At 68.9% G+C, this 2,212-nt stretch carries 2 protein-coding genes; both read right to left on the bottom strand.

Going from position 1 to position 2,212, the window contains the following annotated elements:
- Positions 1-400 precede the first annotated feature (400 nt).
- The gene (locus VFE05_24415) at positions 401-1,201 is read right to left on the bottom strand and encodes an enoyl-CoA hydratase/isomerase family protein (protein HET6233243.1); all 801 of its coding nucleotides are present in this window, start codon (positions 1,199-1,201) and stop codon (positions 401-403) included.
- A 48-nt stretch (positions 1,202-1,249) separates the two neighbouring features.
- A complete protein-coding gene (locus VFE05_24410; protein ID HET6233242.1) occupies positions 1,250-1,915 on the bottom strand; it encodes a TetR/AcrR family transcriptional regulator in 666 nt (221 codons plus the stop codon).
- Positions 1,916-2,212 lie beyond the last annotated feature (297 nt).

Raw genomic sequence — 2,212 nt, 5'->3', positions numbered from 1 at the left:
CCCTCCCCCAAAACTGCCTGGGGGAGGGGAGACCAAAAGTGTGGGTCGGGAGGGTCGGGCGGGGTGCGGGCTGGGTTGGGAGTGGGGCAGAATCCACCCCGCCCCGTCTCGCAGTACAGCGGAATGGTCCAGCGCTCGACGATCATCAACCGCCGGCAGCAGTCCCAACCAGCCGCACCATCCCACCGTCACGCACCACCCTGACGCCCCTCCCCCAGGCAGTTTTGGGGGAGGGGTTGGGGGAGGGGGCCCTCTCCGCCGCCTCGAACCTGTGAAGCGCGCCAAGCCTTCCCTCGCCCCCAAACCTCCCCGCCCGCGCCCGCAAAAGCAAGCGGGGGAGGGAAGCGGCGGCCGTCGCCCGCTCCTCATCCCCCGAGTGCAGTGTACCGCTCGGCGCCGCCTACTTGCCGGTGAAGGCCGGCTTGCGCTTCTCGACGTAGGCGTTCAGGCCCTCCTTGGCGTCGCTGCTGTTGAAGAGCAGCGCCTGCAGCTCGCGCTCCAGCGCCAGGCCCTGCTCCAGCGGCAGCGAACCGCCCGTCTGGCACGCGCGCTTGATGTTGCCCACCGCGAACGTGGCCTTGTTGGGGCGCGTGAAGCTCTTCGCGTACTCCAGCACCTGCTCCAGGAAGGCATCGCGCGACTCGCTGTCGAGCACCTTGTTCACGATGCCCAGGCGCTCGGCCTCCTCGAAGTCGAAGTTGCCGCCCTCGGCCATGAGCTGGATCGCCTTGCTGGCGCCGATCAGGCGCGTGAGGCGCTGGGTGCCGCCGGTGCCGGGCAGCACGCCCAGCGATACCTCGGGAAGCCCCACCTTGCCGGCGCCGCGGCGCGCGATGCGGATGTCGGCCGCCATGGCGATCTCCAGGCCGCCGCCCACCGTGTGGCCGTTCAGCGCCGCGATCACCAGCTTGGGCGTGTGCTCCAGGCGCAGCAGCGTCTCGTTGGCGTGCAGGCAGAAGTAGTACTTCCAGGTCGGGTCGGCCTTGGAGAGCATGTTGATGTTGGCGCCGGCGCAGAAGAACTTCTCGCCCGCGCCCACGATCACGATCACGTCGACGGTGGCGTCGAAGCGCGCCTTGAGCACGGCGGCGTCGATCTGCACCATCATCTCGTGCGTGTACGTGTTCGCCGGCGGGTCGTCGAGCGTGAGGAGCGCGATGCCGTCCTTGGCCTCGTAGTGCACCAGCGTCGTGTCTGCCATCTTGTTCTCCGAGGGTGGTTTAACGCGAAGTGTGATCGAAAGCGCCGCTCAGCCTTCGGCGGGCGCGGTGCGCCAGATCGATGGGTTCTGCTCGCCCGGCGCGGTCTCTCTCGCCGCGTCGGGCACTTGGGCGCCGTCGGGGAGGAAGCCTTCCAGGAAGATGCGGCTCATCTCCTCGGCCAGCTTCTCCACCGGCGCGTCGCGCTCGGGCCGGTACCAGTTGTAGATCCAGTTCATCATCCCGAACATGGCGAACGCGGCAGTGCGCGTGTCCACGCCGCCGCCGGGCCGCAGCTCGCCCAGGATGCTCACCGCGATCTCGGTGAGGCGCCGCTTCTTGGCGTTCACGCGGCTGCGGTACTCGCCGGTGAGCGACTCGGCCTCGTGCGAGAGCACCTTCATCTCGGCCATGTTGGCCACGAAGTACCGCAGGTGGTTCTCGATCAGCAGCCGGATGCGGCGGTGCGGCTCCTCCACGCCCTCCAGCAGGCGCTCCAGGTTGGCCACCAGCGTGCCGAACGCGTGGTCCTGGATGAGGAAGAGCAGCTCTTCCTTGCTCTTGAAGTAGTAGTACAGCCCCGAGAGGCTGACCTTGGTGGCACGGGCGATGTCGCGGATGCTGGCCTGGTGGTAGCCCTTCTCCGCGAAGATGCCGGCCGCCGTGCGCAGGATGCTCTCCAGCTTCTCGTCGTACGCGCTTCGCTCGTCGGTCATGCTCGGCAGGATGGGGAAGGACTGCGTTCGAACGTTCGATGTGCAACCTATCCCGCGCGCGGAAGGGGTGTCAAGAAGCGGCGGCGCCCGCGCTTGACGCCCCCGGCCGCCGTCCCTACCTTCCGTGGTATCCCCACCCGCAGGCACTCCCGGCAAGGCTCCCGAGGTCCATTGAAGGCTCGCTCCCTCCGCACGCCCGTCACCCTCGCCTGCGCCGCACTCGCGCTGCTGCTGGCCGCCTGCGGCGACGGGCCCACCGCGCCCACCTCGTTCGCGCAGGTGATCGCCGGGCGCACG

The sequence above is a fragment of the Longimicrobiaceae bacterium genome (assembly GCA_035696245.1).
Classification (GTDB): domain Bacteria; phylum Gemmatimonadota; class Gemmatimonadetes; order Longimicrobiales; family Longimicrobiaceae; genus DASRQW01.
The sequence above is the reverse complement of the archived record's forward strand: the minus strand, read 5'-3'. Positions and strand labels throughout refer to the sequence as shown.